Here is a 15,255-nt window from a genome sequence, read left to right as displayed (position 1 = left end):
TTAAAACTGGAATGTGAACGTTCATTCTCATTAATGGCAGTATAAAGCCAGCGGCGGCAGAAATGTAATAATTTCGCCAGTTAAAGTTGAAAATGCAGCACTTATATTCCAGGCTTATATCCACATGGACAATAAATGAGGAATAACATATGCGTAAATTAACGGGATTGATTGGTGCTGCTGTGACTCTGGCCGTTCTTTCTGGCTGTACCGCTTACGATCGTGCCGAAAGCTATGTCACCAAGCCCGTGGTACAGGATGTGAAAAAAGGCATGACCCGCCAGCAGGTCCGTGATATTGCGGGTCCACCGTCTACGGAAATCACCATGGTGCACGCGCGTGGCACCTGTCAGACCTACGTTCTGGGTGAGCGAGACGGCAAACAGCAAACCTACTTTGTGAGCTACAGCGACACGGGGAAAGTGATGAACTACGGCTTCCAGAGCTGTAAAGAATATGATACCGATCCGCAGGCCGGGCAGTAATCCCGCAAAGGGTTGAGTTAGTACAGTCTACATCGCGAAAACGAACGGCAACGCTCAATATGCAGCGTTGCCGTTTTACTTTGCAGATAGCTATTCTTTTCTGCGCCTTGTGACCGGTCATAGCCCCGGTGGACGAGGAACTTCCAGGTACTCACCGTTGATATTGCGGCGGTAGTAGTGGCCGTCCTGAACGTAGTAGCGTTCACCGTTATAATCCAGCGCACGCATATCCGTCACCCGGTCAACGGGGCGATCAACCACCACATAGGTATTGTCGTTTTGCCGCTGATAGTAGTTACCGTTAAGCACATAGTAGGTCAGCCCGCCGATCAGTACCGCTGCTGCCGCATCAGGCAGAAACGATAGCCTTCCTGGCCCGCCGCCGCCGTGCCAGCCAGGACCAGGCCCCGGTGGGCCCCAGCCTCCTGGATGGGCGGATGCCAGCGCGGGTGCCAGCAGGGATAAGGCGAGCAGGGTGGTCATCACCTTTTTCATAAGCAGTTCTCCAGGTTCTTTGCGCTAGCATCGCCCCAGGCGTGGTGAAATACAAGCGGCTCCCGGCCGCTATTAGCGGCTGCTTACAGCGCTTAACGCTTCCTTAACCTGAGGACCACGATCGGGGGGGAATATGGGCAAGGCCAGCGACATTTTGAGGGAGCCGACGGCAAGGCTGCTGGAGAATGAGATTGCTGGCGAGGGAATCAACGCGTTCGTAAAAGGGCTGAGGTTGAATGAGCGGGGAGCGTAACAGAGAGTATGGCTGCTTAACCCGATGCCCATCAAGGCACCGGGTTAAAGCGAACGGCTAGCGATCAGCGGTGAGCGAGCTCGGCGTCGTTTTCCGCATCTGTGTTCAGAATCTGCTTGTCGGTCTGCTTAAGCCACTGGCTGGTCAGCGTACCGGCAGTCATTGAACCGTTGACGTTAAGCGCGGTGCGGCCCATGTCAATTAGAGGCTCGATGGAGATCAGCAGGGCCACCAGTGTGACAGGCAGACCCATGGCTGGCAGCACGATCAGTGCAGCGAACGTTGCACCGCCGCCCACGCCTGCAACGCCCGCAGAGCTCAGGGTAACGATACCGACCAGAGTGGCGATCCATACCGGGTCAAACGGGTTAATGCCGATAGTTGGCGCGACCATGACCGCCAGCATTGCCGGATAGAGACCGGCACAGCCATTCTGACCGATGGTGGCACCGAATGACGCCGCAAAGCTGGCGATGGATTCCGGCACGCCAAGGCGACGGGTCTGTGCTTCTACGCTCAGTGGAATGGTTGCAGCGCTGGAACGGCTGGTAAAGGCAAAGGTAATTACCGGCCACACTTTGCGGAAGAAACGCAGTGGGTTTACGCCGTTTACCGACAGCAGCAGAGCGTGCACTGCAAACATGATTGCCAGTCCAAGGTATGACGCCAGCACAAAGCTACCCAGCTTGATAATGTCAGCGACATTCGAAGTCGCTACCACTTTGGTCATCAGTGCCATGACGCCGTAAGGAGTCAGCTTCATAATCAGGCGCACCAGCTTCATTACCCAGGACTGCAGGGTATCGATGGCTTTCAGCACGCGCTGGCCTTTCTCTGCATCATCCTTCAGCAACTGCAGCGCTGCTACCCCGAGGAAGGCGGCAAAAATCACCACGCTGATAATCGACGTTGGATTCGCGCCGGTCAGATCCGCAAACGGGTTTTTAGGGATAAAGGAAAGCAGCAACTGTGGGGCGCTCAGATCGGCAACTTTACCCACGTAGTTGTTCTGAATCGCCGTCAGGCGCGCGGTTTCCTGCACGCCCTGCACCAGACCGCTGGCGTTCAGCCCGAACAGCCAGGTAACCAGCACGCCAACCGCCGCTGAAATTGCGGTAGTAAACAGCAGCACGCCAATAGTCAGTACACTAATTTTACCCAACGATGACGCGTTGTGCAGGCGAGCAACGGCGCTGAGGATCGAGGCGAAAACCAGCGGCATAATGATCATCTGCAGCAGCTGGACGTAACCGTTACCGACGAGATTGAACCAGCTGACGGATTGTTTTATCACGTCACTGTTTTCACCATAGAGGGTGTGCAGCACCAGGCCAAACAGCACACCAACCACCAGGCCTGCGAGGACCTTTTTCGACAGGCTCCAGCCGCGGCGGCCGGTTTTTGCCAGCAGCAATAACAGGGCGACGAAAGCCACCAGGTTAATAATGAGCGGGAAATTCATTAAGGCATTCTCCAAAAGTGACGGCGCGAAAGCGCCGCCGTAGCGGTCGACAGTTAATTTCTGTCGCGCAGCAAGTAGGTCAGTGGCGAAATGGTAACAGTTTGGAATGGTGCAGGTTTATATCCAAAAGGAATTATTTATAACTTTTTGGTGTTACTTGCTTAATTATCGCTCTGGTTGCGCATTAATTATTCTGCTGATGCTGTTTTGTACGGTATTTATCACGGAACTGGTCCATCCGCCCGCACCAAAATGCTGCATGCCGGGTGGGAAGAACATTGCATAGCCGACCAGCGCCAGGCATAACATGCGTTCCAGCTGATTGCCTTTCTGGCTATTGAGCAGCGGAAGCCGAAAACGCCAACGGCACGGCCAAAGCAGCGGCACGCCTGCGGGCGTGAGCATATCGGCAACAATATGGCTGAGGTAGCCCAGTACCATTCCCTGGAACGCGTCGGCGGGAATAATCCAGCCCGCGGGGAGTTTCATCTGTAACAGCGCTACGCCACCGGCCACGGCCAGCAGGCTGTGAGTGAACCCCCGATGGCCAAAAGCGCGGGCAATGGGCTGCGACAGCCATTTAAGCCGCTGACCGAGCAGCGATTTTGGGTGATCGATATCGGGTAGCAGGCAGGTCAGCAGCGTGGCCGGAATAATGTGCCACCAGTCCGCGCTGGCCAGAACCGGAGTCAGTTCGGCGCGCTTGGCAAAAATTGCGCTGGCAATGGCGAAAATAAGATGGCCTTCGGCCGTCATGGGAAGTACCTGGCTGCATAGCTGTCAATGCATCCAGTATAGGGAATATATACAGTAGAATAAATATGTGACGCTGTAACGAAAGATAAATATTTTTAGCCCGGATTAACATTTAAGCAACGAAGGTGAAAACAGCATCGCTGCGTTAGCTATCCGGGCGATATAAAGTGAATTAGTGGACCTTTTAGCGGCCGAGTAAATGCTGGCCGGTCAGCTCGGTCAACGACGTGAGCTTAACGTCCGCCAGCGCCCATCGCGGATCGGCAGCGTACTCTGCATCGGGTACGACAATGGATCGCATACGCGCGGCTTTGGTGGCAACCATACCGTTGAACGAATCCTCGAGCGTGACGCAGTTGAGCGGATCAACGCCCAGACGTGCTGCGGCATCAAGGTAAACCTGTGGGTGCGGTTTGCTGTAAGGCAGGGATTCAGCAGAGGCGAGGATCTCAAAGTAACTGCGGATGTTAAACATCTCCAGTACCCGCTCAAGCATAAACAGTGGAGAGGCGGAGGCTAATGCAATCTTTAACCCTGAACGCTGGCAAAGCTGCAGCGCGTTTTCAACGCCGGGCAGCAACGGTCGTGTTTCTTCTACCAGAGCGAGTGCACGGTCGATAACACGCTTTGTAACTTCCTGCTGCGTTGACCCGCTCCATGGCAGCGTCTCGTACCACATGCGTACCACCTGATCGATGCGTAAGCCCAGGGTGTCGGGCAACTCTTCACGGCGGCTAAAATCGATGTCAAGCGTGCTGAAAATATCCAGTTCTGCCTGTTCCCAGAGTGGTTCGGAGTCGATCAGCAGGCCATCCATATCGAAAATGGCGGCAACGACGGGGCGGTGATAGGACATTTTGTGGCTCCATTAAACGGTTTATGTCATTTTAACATGAACATGGTATCGACCAAAAATCGCTGCAGGCCGTGACATGAGGTGAACGCAGGCATAAAGCCGCCCCGCGGGCAGCATTTAGCAGGCACTTTTCTTTCAGTACAGGTAGACTGTCGGCGAAATATCATATGGACGGGAGAAAGCATGACTTATCAACGGGCTGGCCAGATCGCAATCGTCAAGCGTATCGCAGGCTGGATTATCTTTATTCCTGCACTGTTATCCACGCTGATTTCGCTGATGGGTTTTCTGGAAAAAAGCCAGGAACAGCGGGACGGCATTAACGCGGTAATGCAGGATTTTACCCATGTGATGATCGATATGATCCGCTTTAACACCGGTTTTTTGCACAGCTTCTGGACGAATTCTCCGGTGCCAAACTTTAACGGCGGCAGCAATCTTCAGTTTTGGGCGATCTACATTCTGATTTTCGTCGGGCTGGCACTGCAGGCTTCCGGCGCGCGTATGTGGCGCCAGTCGCGACATCTGCGCGAAGGGATTGAAGACCGTATGATTCTGGAGCAGGCAAGAGGGGATGAAGGCCTTAGCCGCCAGCAGCTGGAGGAGAAAATTGTGGTGCCACGGCACACCATTTTCCTGCAGTTTTTCCCGCTCTATATTTTGCCGCTGATCGTTGCCGTGGCCGGGTATTTTGTGCTGAAACTGCTCGGTTTTATTGTCTGATCGCTGCGCGCGCAGGCTGGCATTCAGGCCAGATGCGCGCGCTTCCTACCTGATTCATCCTCGTCCAATAGCGCAACGACTGCACGCTGCGCCTCACCCAACCAGCTACCGCCAAAGACATTTGCCCTGTTAAGCAGATAGTAAAGCTGATAAACCGGCTGTCGTTGAAGGTAGTCCTCCGGAAGCGGCCATACCGACTGGTAGCCAGCCAAAATCTCTGCGGGAAGATCGGGATACCAGGCCAGCATTGCCAGATCGCACTCCCGGTCGCCCCAGTAACAGGCGGGGTCGAAGATCCACGGCCCGCTGCTGCTGCCTGCACAGTTGGCCGGCCACAAATCACCGTGAAGCAAGGAAGGCTGCGGATGATGCGATGCCAGAATGCTCTGCGCGCAGCGAGTGATTAGTTCGATGTCACCGTACTGAATCCCTTTCTCCGCCGCCAGCTGCAGCTGCCAGCCTATACGCTGTTCCGCAAAGAACAGTGACCAGCGGCGAAGCCAGCTGTTGGGCTGCGGTGAGGTGGTGATATTGTTATCGAAATCGAGGCCAAACTGCGGCTGCTCGCTCCACTGATGCAGACGCGCCAGCTGTTCGCCGAGCGTTCGGGCTGTAGAGGAATTTAACGGGCAGGGTTGGGTATATTCCAGCAGAAGGAAGCTGGCTTCACGAACGCTGCCGACGCCGTAGACCTTCGGCACGCGCACGGTTCCGCTGCGAGCCAGCAACTGAAGCTGATCGGCTTCCCAGGTGAACAAATCCAGCATCTCTCGCTGATTGCACTTAACGAACACCTGCTGCTCGCCATAATGCAGAAGCCAGGCAGGATGGACGTCCCCGCCCGGTAGCTCCGTACGGTGGGTGATTTCTCCGGGACCAAGCTGTTCATTCAACAAACGACTGATGGCTGACCACATAGGAAGCTCCTCTTTTGTACGCCGTGAACAGGGTTACCGTATCGCTTAAAGGATAACCAGTCTGCGCGTGAATGCACGTTAATCGTACATTTTTACAAAAACTTAGCTTTGATCCTGCTTATTAAATGATTCCAAAGTCCGGACTTCGACCTCCGGTTGTTTTCCCAGAACCAGTTCACCAATACTTTGTGCCTGCTCCCTGAGTTCTTCGAGAGACAGGGCACTGACGATACCGAAATTGTTGGTGCCCAGTTCATGCGGGTGCCCATCAGAGTCGTTGAGAGTGGTTGAAAACCCGGCATTTGCCATGGTGCTGTTAAGTTCAAGCAGATTAGCGAGCCCGGTTTCATGGTAGCGAAAGGTCACAACGTATTGGGTTACGGGAGAAGAAGTCATAGCTTACCTCGTTATCTGAAAACTCATTTCATCATAGGACATGACCAGACCATGAAGGATGATCGGGTGATGGCTTGTGGAGAAATTTTATTAACATCCCCGGAGCGTATTAACATCCCCCTGTGCGTATTGACAGCGTCAGGGCAGGGTGCCGCACGTGTTGCAAATTTTGTTCGGTATTAATACCCGCACGAAGAGTGATTAACTGATGATTTTTTATTCACTTAACGCAGCCTGAATCAGCCAGGAAATGTGGAGTGCAGGATAACCTGTAATTAATATTTTGTTACATTACTGCTTTTTCTAAGTGCCGTTTCTGACCTGGCTAGAGATATTTCTTATTTACAGGCTGATGTTTTCCCGCCAAATACCCTCTATAATGCGCGCCGTTAATGAGATTGTTCTCATTCATAGAGTAGTTTCGTCATGATGCTTGTGAAAAAGAGTGATTTAACAAATTGTTACGTTTATTACCGTAAATTGCGTTGATCGTCCTTCAAAAGGCTTCAGACTTAATCTTTTCAAAACTGCCGTACGGGTCACATTAAATGAAAGCGCTTAGTAAACTGTCTGTCGTTCTGCTGCTCTCCGGGGGAGCACTGTGTCAACAAGCCCTGGCTGATAACAACGTATTTACGGTTATGGATGACCCGAGCACAGCCAAGAAACCATTTGAAGGGAATGCTGCTGCGGGCTATCTCGCTCAGAGCGGCAATACCAAAAGCTCATCGGCAACGGCAAATACCAATATGACCTGGTATCAGCCAAGCACCGCTTATAGCCTGTGGGGAAATGCGAGCAACACCTCCTCTAATGATGAGCGCTCTTCCGAAACCTACCAGGTGGGTGGACGTACACGTTATAACATGAACAGTGCAGACTACCTGTTCGGTCAGGCCAGCTGGCTCAGTGACCGTTTTAACGGCTACGACGGACGTTCCATTCTGGCCGCCGGTTATGGTCGCCAGCTGCTGAATGGTCCGGTGCACTCTCTGCGTGTGGAAGCCGGTCCTGGCGTGCGTTATGACGACTTCCATGAAGGCGGCCATGAAACTCAGGCCCTGGCCTATGGCGCATTCAGCTACCAGTGGCAGCTGACCGACAGCACCAAATTCATTCAGGGTGTGTCCGTGCTGGGTAGCGACGATACTACCGTCAACTCTGAAACCGGCCTGCAGGTAGCCATCAACGATCACTTCGCGCTGAAACTGGCTTACAACGTGACCTGGAACCAGAATCCACCAGAGTCCGCGCCGGAAAGAACCGACACCAAAACGTCGGTATTACTTTCCTACGCAATGTAATGCTCAACGGGCCGATAATTCGGCCCGTTATTCTTTTGGCACACAGTCAGATCTCTGGCGACACTTAATTCCCCTGCCGCAATTTAATCCCGCACCGTGCAATTACCCGACATGACGTGTAAGATACTACACCTTCAAAGGTTTCTCTGAATTTGAGTCGCTTTTGAGTCTGTGTACCAAACCGTGTACCAAACCGGCAAATGTGAGCGGGTTTTAAGTACTAAGGGTCTGGTTTATAAAGTAAAACCAATGTTTGTATGTAGCCTTGCGTATGGGTTACCACTGCAATTAAGGATGTTACATGCCAGTTATTACTCTTCCTGATGGAAGTAAGCGTTCGTTTGACCACGCGGTAAGCGTGATGGATATTGCCCTGGATATCGGTCCTGGCCTGGCGAAAGCCTGTATTGCCGGACGGGTAAATGGTGAACTGGTGGATGCGGTTGATCCGATCACCGAAGATGCCAATGTAGCCATCATCACCGCCAAAGATGAAGCCGGTCTGGAAATTATTCGCCACTCCTGTGCTCACCTGTTAGGTCATGCGATCAAGCAACTGTGGCCTGATACGAAAATGGCTATCGGTCCGGTGATCGACAACGGATTCTACTATGACGTAGACCTCGATCGTACCCTGACGCAGGAAGATATCGAACAGCTGGAAAAGCGTATGCACCAGCTGGCCGAAACGAATTATGACGTCGTCAAGAAGAAGGTCAGCTGGCAGGAAGCGCGTGACGCCTTTGCTGCACGTGGGGAAACCTACAAAATGACCATTCTTGATGAGAACATCAGCCATGACGATCGTCCTGGTCTGTATCATCACGAAGAATATGTCGATATGTGCCGTGGTCCGCACGTACCGAATATGCGTTTTTGCCATCACTTTAAGCTGCAGAAAATCTCCGGTGCCTACTGGCGCGGCGACAGCAATAATAAAATGCTGCAGCGTATCTACGGTACGGCATGGGCCGATAAGAAACAGCTCGCCGCGTATCTGCTGCGTCTGGAAGAAGCGGCAAAACGTGACCACCGCAAAATTGGCAAGCAGCTCGACCTGTATCATATGCAGGAAGAAGCACCGGGTATGGTGTTCTGGCACAACGACGGCTGGACTATCTTCCGCGAGCTGGAAGTGTTTGTGCGTACCAAGCTGAAAGAGTACGACTACCAGGAAGTGAAAGGTCCGTTCATGATGGACCGCGTGCTGTGGGAAAAAACCGGCCACTGGGAAAACTACAAAGAAGCCATGTTCACCACCTCTTCGGAGAACCGTGAATACTGCATTAAGCCAATGAACTGCCCGGGACACGTGCAGATTTTCAACCAGGGGCTGAAATCGTACCGCGATCTGCCGCTGCGTATGGCTGAATTTGGTAGCTGTCACCGTAATGAGCCGTCAGGCGCGCTGCATGGCCTGATGCGCGTACGTGGCTTTACTCAGGACGACGCCCATATCTTCTGTACGGAAGAGCAGGTGCGTGATGAGGTGAACAGCTGCATCAAGATGGTGTACGACATGTACAGCACCTTTGGTTTTGAAAAGATTGTGGTGAAACTCTCCACGCGTCCGGAAAAACGTATCGGTAGTGACGACCTGTGGGATCGCTCCGAGGCCGATCTGGCCGCCGCGCTGAAAGAGAACGAGATTCCGTTCGAATATCAGCCGGGTGAAGGCGCTTTCTACGGTCCTAAAATTGAATTTACCCTGCATGACTGCCTGGATCGTGCCTGGCAGTGCGGCACAGTACAGCTCGACTTCTCTCTGCCGGGCCGTCTGAATGCCTCTTATATAGGTGAAAGTAATGAACGTCAGGTGCCGGTAATGATTCACCGTGCAATCCTGGGGTCCATGGAGCGCTTTATCGGGATTTTGACCGAAGAATATGCCGGCTTCTTCCCGACCTGGCTTGCTCCGGTACAAGTTGTGGTAATGAATATTACCGATGGTCAGTCCGAATATGTTGCAGAATTGACTCGAAAATTGCAAAATGCGGGCATTCGTGCAAAAGCGGACTTGAGAAACGAGAAGATTGGCTTTAAAATTCGCGAACATACTTTACGTCGTGTCCCGTATATGTTGGTCTGTGGTGATAAAGAGGTGGAATCTGGCAAAGTGGCCGTTCGCACCCGCCGCGGTAAAGACCTGGGCAGCATGGACGTAAACGAAGTGATAGCGAAGCTGCAGAATGAAATTCGCAGCCGCAATCTTCATCAATTGGAGGAATAAAGTATTAAAGGCGGAAAACGAGTTCAACCGGCGCGTCCTAATCGAATTAACAGAGAAATTCGCGCCACTGAGGTTCGTCTGACAGGCGTCGATGGCGAACAGATTGGTATTGTCAGTCTGAATGAAGCTTTAGAAAAAGCTGAAGAAGCAGGCGTTGATCTCGTAGAGATCAGCCCTAACGCCGAGCCGCCCGTTTGCCGTATTATGGATTACGGCAAGTTCCTTTATGAAAAAAGCAAATCTTCTAAGGAACAGAAGAAAAAGCAAAAAGTTATCCAGGTTAAGGAAATTAAATTCCGTCCTGGTACCGATGATGGCGACTATCAGGTAAAACTACGCAACCTGATTCGCTTTCTGGAAGATGGCGATAAAGCTAAAATCACACTGCGGTTCCGTGGTCGTGAGATGGCGCACCAGCAGATCGGTATGGAAGTGCTTAACCGCGTCCGTAAAGACCTGTGTGAAGATATTGATCTGGCAATTGTCGAATCCTTCCCTACGAAGATCGAAGGTCGCCAGATGATTATGGTGCTCGCTCCCAAGAAGAAACAGTAGGCCCTAAAGTAATCTTGCCGTGCGTTTCGGCGTGCGGCGTGATTCGCCTGTCTGGTTCATTTTATTAACAATGCGAAGTGGATATTTTTTAAATGCCAAAGATTAAAACTGTACGTGGCGCGGCCAAGCGCTTCAAGAAGACCGCTTCTGGCGGCTTCAAGCGTAAACACGCTAACCTGCGTCATATTCTGACTAAAAAATCTACTAAGCGTAAACGTCACCTGCGTCCGAAAGGTCTGGTGTCTAAAGGCGATCTGGGTCTGGTTATTGCCTGCCTGCCGTACGCATAAGTATTTTTTTTAAACTTTCAGAATATTAACAGGAGAGCTAAATGGCTCGTGTAAAACGTGGTGTAGTTGCTCGCGCACGTCACAAAAAAATCTTAAAACAAGCTAAAGGTTACTACGGAGCACGTTCACGTGTTTACCGCGTTGCCTTCCAGGCAGTTATCAAAGCTGGTCAGTATGCTTACCGCGACCGTCGTCAGCGTAAGCGTCAGTTCCGTCAGCTGTGGATCGCGCGTATCAACGCAGCAGCCCGCACTAACGGTATTTCTTACAGCCGCTTCATCAATGGCCTGAAAAAGGCTTCTATTGAGATCGACCGTAAGATCCTGGCTGACATCGCTGTATTCGACAAAGCAGTATTCTCTGCTCTGGTAGAAAAAGCGAAAGCAGCTCTGGCGTAAGCCAGATTTGAAGAGGGGAGCCTGTCTCCCCTTTTTTATTGCTTGTAACCTAAGCAAAAGATTGACTTTTTTGCCTCCGGGCATTTCAATAGAACGGTTTCCGCAAGCAACCAGGTAACATTAAGCATGAACGCTAATTTTCGTTTCTTTTTTTACTTTAGCACCTGATTCTCGGGGGCTTTTGCGCAAAGAAAAGAAACGAAAAATCGCGCTAAAAGCCTCCCCCGTGGAGGCTTTTTTCGTTTCTGCACTGAATACATAACGATGTTATCGTAAAGTCTAAAAACAGACCGGCCACGGTGGCTGGAAGAAGAGGAAAGCATGTCACATCTCGCAGATCTGGTGGCGCAAGCGAAAGCCGCCATCAATGATGCTCAGGATGTCGCCGCGTTAGATAACGTTCGCGTCGAATACCTGGGGAAAAAAGGGCTTCTTACCCTGCAGATGACTACCCTGCGTGAACTGCCAGCGGAAGATCGCCCGGCAGCCGGTGCGGTAATCAATGAAGCTAAACAGCAGGTGCAGGATGCGCTTAATGCGCAAAAGAACGTGCTGGAATCTGCGGAGATGAACGCCCGTCTGGCCCAGGAAACTATTGATGTGTCCTTGCCAGGTCGTCGCATTGAAAATGGCGGTCTGCATCCGGTTACTCGTACCATCGATCGTATTGAAACCTTCTTCGGCGAACTGGGCTTCTCGGTAGAAACCGGACCGGAGATCGAAGACGACTATCATAACTTTGATGCGCTGAATATTCCTGGCCATCACCCAGCGCGCGCGGACCACGATACATTCTGGTTTGATGCCAAGCGCCTGCTGCGTACTCAGACTTCCGGCGTGCAGATCCGCACCATGGAAACCCAGCAGCCGCCGATTCGCGTCATTGTTCCGGGCCGCGTTTATCGTAATGACTACGATCAGACCCACACCCCAATGTTCCATCAGATGGAAGGCCTGATCGTTGATAAAAACATCAGCTTCACCAATCTGAAAGGCACGCTGCACGACTTCCTGAATAATTTCTTCGAAGCCGATCTGCAGGTTCGTTTCCGTCCTTCCTACTTCCCGTTCACTGAGCCTTCGGCGGAAGTGGATGTGATGGGTAAAAACGGCAAATGGCTGGAAGTGCTTGGCTGCGGCATGGTGCACCCGAACGTATTGCGTAATGTCGGCATCGATCCGGAAGTGTATTCCGGCTTTGCCTTCGGTATGGGTATGGAGCGTCTGACCATGCTGCGCTATGGCGTTAACGATCTGCGCGCCTTCTTCGAAAATGATTTACGTTTCCTCAAACAGTTTAAATAAGGGCGGGTAAAACCAATGAAATTCAGTGAACTCTGGTTACGTGAATGGGTCAATCCGGCCATTGACGGTGAAGCCCTGTCCGATCAAATTACCATGGCCGGTCTGGAAGTTGACGGTGTCGATGCTGTTGCCGGTGCTTTCAATGGCGTGGTGGTGGGTGAGGTGGTTGAATGCGGCCAGCACCCTAACGCGGATAAACTGCGCGTCACCAAAATCAACGTAGGCGGCGATCGCCTGCTGGATATCGTCTGCGGTGCGCCAAACTGCCGCCAGGGCCTGAAAGTGGCCGTTGCCACCGTCGGTGCCGTACTGCCAGGCGATTTCAAAATCAAGGCTGCCAAACTGCGCGGCGAGCCGTCTGAAGGGATGCTGTGTTCCTTCTCAGAACTGGGTATTTCCGACGATCACCAGGGCATCATTGAACTGCCGCTGGATGCGCCCGTCGGTACCGATATCCGCGAATACCTCAAGTTGAACGATAGCACCATTGAGATCAGCGTGACGCCAAACCGCGCCGACTGCCTGGGCATTATCGGCGTAGCGCGCGACGTGGCGGTGCTGAACAAACTGCCGCTGGCTGAGCCGGAAATTTTACCGGTAGCGGCAACGCTGGCCGATACCTTCCCGATTAGCGTGTCTGCGCCGGAAGCCTGCCCGCGCTATGTGGGCCGTGTCGTTAAAGGCGTTAATGTCAAAGCAGCCACCCCGCTGTGGATGAAAGAGAAGCTGCGTCGCTGCGGCATCCGTTCTATCGATCCGGTAGTGGATATCACCAACTTTGTGCTGCTGGAGCTCGGTCAGCCGATGCACGCCTTCGATCTGGATCGCATCAATGGTGAAATCATTGTGCGTCTGGCAGAACAGGGCGAAAAACTGACTCTGCTTGACGGTAGCGAAGCCACGCTGAACAGCGATACGCTGGTGATTGCCGATGCCAAACAGGCGCTGGCGATGGCCGGTATCTTTGGTGGCGATCACTCAGGCGTTAACGAAGAGACGCAGAATGTGCTGCTGGAATCCGCTTTCTTCAGCCCGCTATCAATTACCGGCCGCGCGCGCCGTCACGGCCTGCACACCGATGCGTCTCACCGCTACGAGCGCGGCGTTGACCCTGCGCTGCAGTACAAAGCCATTGAACGCGCTACGCGCCTGCTGCTGGATATCTGCGGTGGTGAAGCCGGTCCTCTGATCGATGTCACCAGTGAACAGCACCTGCCGAAACGCGCCACTATCACCCTGCGTCGTGAGAAGCTGGATCGCCTGATTGGCCATGTGATTTCCGATGCGGACGTTACCGATTTCCTGACCCGTCTGGGCTGCGAAGTGACCGTCGGTAACGGCGAGTGGCAGGCGAAGGCACCGAGCTGGCGTTTCGATATGGAGATTGAAGAAGATCTCGTTGAAGAAGTCGCCCGCATTTACGGCTACAACAATATTCCTCACGTTCCGGTCCAGGCATCTCTGGAGATGACCAAACACCGCGAAGCGGATCTGTCTCTGAAACGCGTTAAATCTCTGCTGGTCGATAAAGGCTATCAGGAAGCGATTACCTACAGCTTCGTTGACCCGAAAATTCAGGCGCTGCTGCATCCGGGTGAAGAGAGCCTGCTGTTGCCGAGCCCGATTTCCGTAGAAATGTCGGCGATGCGTCTGTCATTATGGAGCGGACTGCTCGGAGCTGTGGTGTATAACCAGAATCGCCAGCAGTCTCGTGTGCGTCTGTTCGAAAGTGGCCTGCGCTTTGTTCCTGATACACAGGCAAACCTGGGTATCCGTCAGGAGGTTATGCTGGCTGGCGTGATCACCGGTAATCGTAATGAAGAGCATTGGGATCTGGCGCGTCAGGCCGTTGACTTCTATGATTTGAAAGGTGATTTAGAGTCTCTGCTGGAATTAACTGGCAAGCTCGATGAGATCCAGTTCGTAGCAGAAGCTAATCCGGCGTTGCATCCGGGGCAGAGCGCAGCAATTTATTTACGCGGCGAAGCCATCGGATTCATCGGTGTGGTACACCCGGAACTTGAGCGAAAACTGGATCTTAACGGTCGTACGGTGGTGTTCGAACTGCTGTGGGATAAGGTCGCAGACCGCGTCCTGCCTGATGTCAGCGGTATTTCGCGCTTCCCGGCAAACCGCCGTGATATTGCCGTTGTAGTGGCAGAAAACGTCCCTGCAGCAGATATCATCACAGAGTGTAAGAAAGTTGGCGTAAATCAGGTAGTTGGCGTAAACTTGTTTGACGTGTACCGTGGTAAGGGCGTAGATGATGGTTTTAAGAGCCTCGCTATCAGCCTGATTTTGCAAGATACCAGCCGGACACTCGAAGAAGAGGAGATTGCCGCTACCGTTGCAAGATGTGTAGAGGCACTGAAAGAGCGATTCCAAGCATCCTTGAGGGATTGAACCTATGGCGCTTACAAAAGCTGAAATGTCTGAATATCTGTTTGAGAAGCTTGGGCTTAGCAAACGGGATGCCAAAGAGCTGGTAGAACTGTTTTTTGAAGAAGTGCGTCGTGCTTTGGAGAACGGTGAGCAGGTTAAGCTGTCAGGATTTGGCAACTTCGACCTTCGCGACAAGAATCAACGTCCGGGACGTAACCCAAAAACCGGGGAAGACATCCCGATTACGGCCCGTCGGGTAGTGACTTTCCGCCCCGGTCAGAAGTTGAAGAGCCGGGTAGAAAACGCTTCACCGAAAGAAGACTGATATTCGCAATTCAAAAAGGCCGCGCAAGCGGCCTTTTTCATGTCATTGACCCGTCCTGAATAGCGTTGACACGTTCCCGACTTAAATACGGAGAACGTGATGATGACTGAGTTCAAACGCACC

Annotated in this window: 16 protein-coding genes, 1 pseudogene and 1 other annotated feature; of the genes and pseudogenes, 11 read left to right on the top strand and 6 right to left on the bottom strand. The window is 52.5% G+C overall.

All coding sequences use genetic code 11. The annotated features are described in order from the left end of the window. Positions 1-149: 149 nt before the first annotated feature. On the top strand, positions 150-485 hold the full coding sequence (gene osmE, locus OMR58_RS10260; protein WP_200544587.1) for an osmotically-inducible lipoprotein OsmE: 336 nt from the start codon (positions 150-152) through the stop codon (positions 483-485). A 117-nt stretch (positions 486-602) separates the two neighbouring features. Here the strand turns inward: osmE and OMR58_RS10255 are convergent, their stop codons facing one another. The 4 genes from OMR58_RS10255 to hxpB all read right to left on the bottom strand — a co-directional run bounded on the left by OMR58_RS10255 (position 603) and on the right by hxpB (position 4,307). Further along, the gene (locus OMR58_RS10255) at positions 603-980 is read right to left on the bottom strand and encodes a DUF6515 family protein (protein WP_105595004.1); all 378 of its coding nucleotides are present in this window, start codon (positions 978-980) and stop codon (positions 603-605) included. A 317-nt stretch (positions 981-1,297) separates the two neighbouring features. Beyond that, the gene (locus OMR58_RS10250; RefSeq protein ID WP_200558584.1) at positions 1,298-2,695 is read right to left on the bottom strand and encodes an L-cystine transporter; all 1,398 of its coding nucleotides are present in this window, start codon (positions 2,693-2,695) and stop codon (positions 1,298-1,300) included. A 165-nt stretch (positions 2,696-2,860) separates the two neighbouring features. After that, positions 2,861-3,451, bottom strand: a complete 591-nt coding sequence (locus OMR58_RS10245) for a metal-dependent hydrolase (RefSeq protein WP_200558585.1) — start codon at positions 3,449-3,451, stop codon at positions 2,861-2,863. 184 nt (positions 3,452-3,635) lie between these two features. Beyond that, positions 3,636-4,307, bottom strand: a complete 672-nt coding sequence (gene hxpB / locus OMR58_RS10240; protein ID WP_264545848.1) for a hexitol phosphatase HxpB — start codon at positions 4,305-4,307, stop codon at positions 3,636-3,638. Positions 4,308-4,490: 183 nt separating this feature from the next. Here hxpB and OMR58_RS10235 point away from each other — a divergent pair, with 183 nt between their 5' ends. After that, positions 4,491-5,030, top strand: coding sequence for a YniB family protein (locus OMR58_RS10235; RefSeq protein ID WP_200558587.1), 540 nt, complete (start codon positions 4,491-4,493; stop codon positions 5,028-5,030). 23 nt (positions 5,031-5,053) lie between these two features. Here the strand turns inward: OMR58_RS10235 and OMR58_RS10230 are convergent, their stop codons facing one another. Together OMR58_RS10230 and ghoS are read right to left on the bottom strand one after the other, a co-directional pair. Continuing rightward, on the bottom strand, positions 5,054-5,947 hold the full coding sequence (locus OMR58_RS10230; protein ID WP_200558589.1) for a fructosamine kinase family protein: 894 nt from the start codon (positions 5,945-5,947) through the stop codon (positions 5,054-5,056). A 102-nt stretch (positions 5,948-6,049) separates the two neighbouring features. Further along, on the bottom strand, positions 6,050-6,343 hold the full coding sequence (gene ghoS / locus OMR58_RS10225; RefSeq protein WP_200558591.1) for a type V toxin-antitoxin system endoribonuclease antitoxin GhoS: 294 nt from the start codon (positions 6,341-6,343) through the stop codon (positions 6,050-6,052). A 548-nt stretch (positions 6,344-6,891) separates the two neighbouring features. On the opposite strand from ghoS, the gene OMR58_RS10220 reads away from it, so the two are divergent. The 9 genes and pseudogenes from OMR58_RS10220 (at position 6,892) to ihfA (ending at position 15,132) form a co-directional block, all read left to right on the top strand. Then, on the top strand, positions 6,892-7,647 hold the full coding sequence (locus OMR58_RS10220; RefSeq protein ID WP_105594997.1) for a DUF481 domain-containing protein: 756 nt from the start codon (positions 6,892-6,894) through the stop codon (positions 7,645-7,647). A 301-nt stretch (positions 7,648-7,948) separates the two neighbouring features. Next, positions 7,949-9,877, top strand: a complete 1,929-nt coding sequence (gene thrS / locus OMR58_RS10215; RefSeq protein WP_200544602.1) for a threonine--tRNA ligase — start codon at positions 7,949-7,951, stop codon at positions 9,875-9,877. A 3-nt stretch (positions 9,878-9,880) separates the two neighbouring features. Continuing rightward, positions 9,881-10,432, top strand: a complete 552-nt coding sequence (gene infC / locus OMR58_RS10210; RefSeq protein WP_072166329.1) for a translation initiation factor IF-3 — start codon at positions 9,881-9,883, stop codon at positions 10,430-10,432. Between the two features lie 92 nt (positions 10,433-10,524). After that, positions 10,525-10,722 (top strand): 50S ribosomal protein L35, encoded by a 198-nt coding sequence (rpmI, locus tag OMR58_RS10205; protein WP_010275699.1) that lies wholly within the window; start codon positions 10,525-10,527, stop codon positions 10,720-10,722. A 41-nt stretch (positions 10,723-10,763) separates the two neighbouring features. Then, positions 10,764-11,120, top strand: coding sequence for a 50S ribosomal protein L20 (gene rplT / locus OMR58_RS10200; protein WP_105594995.1), 357 nt, complete (start codon positions 10,764-10,766; stop codon positions 11,118-11,120). Between the two features lie 118 nt (positions 11,121-11,238). Continuing rightward, positions 11,239-11,363, top strand: a sequence feature (Phe leader region). Further along, positions 11,247-11,288, top strand: a pseudogene (locus tag OMR58_RS10195) (hypothetical protein). (Overlaps the previous feature by 42 nt.) 78 nt (positions 11,364-11,441) lie before the next feature. After that, on the top strand, positions 11,442-12,425 hold the full coding sequence (gene pheS / locus OMR58_RS10190; protein ID WP_105594994.1) for a phenylalanine--tRNA ligase subunit alpha: 984 nt from the start codon (positions 11,442-11,444) through the stop codon (positions 12,423-12,425). 15 nt (positions 12,426-12,440) lie between these two features. After that, entirely contained in the window at positions 12,441-14,828 is a 2,388-nt protein-coding gene (pheT, locus tag OMR58_RS10185; RefSeq protein WP_264545847.1) for a phenylalanine--tRNA ligase subunit beta, read from the top strand. Positions 14,829-14,832: 4 nt separating this feature from the next. Further along, entirely contained in the window at positions 14,833-15,132 is a 300-nt protein-coding gene (ihfA, locus tag OMR58_RS10180) for an integration host factor subunit alpha (RefSeq protein WP_017802142.1), read from the top strand. Positions 15,133-15,255: the final 123 nt, after the last annotated feature.

The sequence above is a fragment of the Erwinia sp. INIA01 genome, from assembly GCF_025947915.1.
In the GTDB taxonomy this organism is placed as follows: Bacteria; Pseudomonadota; Gammaproteobacteria; order Enterobacterales; family Enterobacteriaceae; genus Erwinia; species Erwinia coffeiphila.
The sequence above is the reverse complement of the archived record's forward strand: the minus strand, read 5'-3'. Positions and strand labels throughout refer to the sequence as shown.

Bases quoted from the DNA above. Each gene is read 5' to 3' on its own strand.
- ghoS (WP_200558591.1), bottom strand. From the start codon at position 6,343: ATGACTTCTTCTCCCGTAACCCAATACGTTGTGACCTTTCGCTACCAT.
- rpmI (WP_010275699.1), top strand. From the start codon at position 10,525: ATGCCAAAGATTAAAACTGTACGTGGCGCGGCCAAGCGCTTCAAGAAG.
- OMR58_RS10245 (WP_200558585.1), bottom strand. From the start codon at position 3,451: ATGACGGCCGAAGGCCATCTTATTTTCGCCATTGCCAGCGCAATTTTT.
- osmE (WP_200544587.1), top strand. From the start codon at position 150: ATGCGTAAATTAACGGGATTGATTGGTGCTGCTGTGACTCTGGCCGTT.
- rplT (WP_105594995.1), top strand. From the start codon at position 10,764: ATGGCTCGTGTAAAACGTGGTGTAGTTGCTCGCGCACGTCACAAAAAA.
- thrS (WP_200544602.1), top strand. From the start codon at position 7,949: ATGCCAGTTATTACTCTTCCTGATGGAAGTAAGCGTTCGTTTGACCAC.
- hxpB (WP_264545848.1), bottom strand. From the start codon at position 4,307: ATGTCCTATCACCGCCCCGTCGTTGCCGCCATTTTCGATATGGATGGC.
- OMR58_RS10230 (WP_200558589.1), bottom strand. From the start codon at position 5,947: ATGTGGTCAGCCATCAGTCGTTTGTTGAATGAACAGCTTGGTCCCGGA.
- OMR58_RS10220 (WP_105594997.1), top strand. From the start codon at position 6,892: ATGAAAGCGCTTAGTAAACTGTCTGTCGTTCTGCTGCTCTCCGGGGGA.
- ihfA (WP_017802142.1), top strand. From the start codon at position 14,833: ATGGCGCTTACAAAAGCTGAAATGTCTGAATATCTGTTTGAGAAGCTT.
- pheS (WP_105594994.1), top strand. From the start codon at position 11,442: ATGTCACATCTCGCAGATCTGGTGGCGCAAGCGAAAGCCGCCATCAAT.
- OMR58_RS10235 (WP_200558587.1), top strand. From the start codon at position 4,491: ATGACTTATCAACGGGCTGGCCAGATCGCAATCGTCAAGCGTATCGCA.
- pheT (WP_264545847.1), top strand. From the start codon at position 12,441: ATGAAATTCAGTGAACTCTGGTTACGTGAATGGGTCAATCCGGCCATT.
- OMR58_RS10255 (WP_105595004.1), bottom strand. From the start codon at position 980: ATGAAAAAGGTGATGACCACCCTGCTCGCCTTATCCCTGCTGGCACCC.
- OMR58_RS10250 (WP_200558584.1), bottom strand. From the start codon at position 2,695: ATGAATTTCCCGCTCATTATTAACCTGGTGGCTTTCGTCGCCCTGTTA.